General features: G+C 67.1%; 1 pseudogene. It reads right to left on the bottom strand.

The annotated features are described in order from the left end of the window. A pseudogene (locus WDW90_RS40050) lies at positions 1 to 258 on the bottom strand (N-methylproline demethylase); the annotation flags it as partial.

Genomic DNA, 258 nt, shown 5'->3' with positions numbered 1-258 from the left:
GATGCGATGCTCCTCGCCCGCCGCCACCTTGGCAGCGATATAGGGATCGGCGATGTGCGGCCGCGTCATGCCGACCATGTCGAGCTTGCCGGCGGCGATCGCGTGACGGGCGGTCGCCACATCAGAGATGCGGGCGGCATGGAAGATCGGGAATTTGGTGGCGGCGCGCACCTCGCCGGTGAAATCGAGATGCGGCGCTGAGCGCATGCCGGCGATCGGGATCACCTCGTTGAGCGCCGCGTCGGTCTCGATATGACC

Source organism: Methylobacterium nigriterrae (assembly GCF_037106235.1).
In the GTDB taxonomy this organism is placed as follows: Bacteria; Pseudomonadota; Alphaproteobacteria; order Rhizobiales; family Beijerinckiaceae; genus Methylobacterium; species Methylobacterium nigriterrae.
The sequence above is the reverse complement of the archived record's forward strand: the minus strand, read 5'-3'. Positions and strand labels throughout refer to the sequence as shown.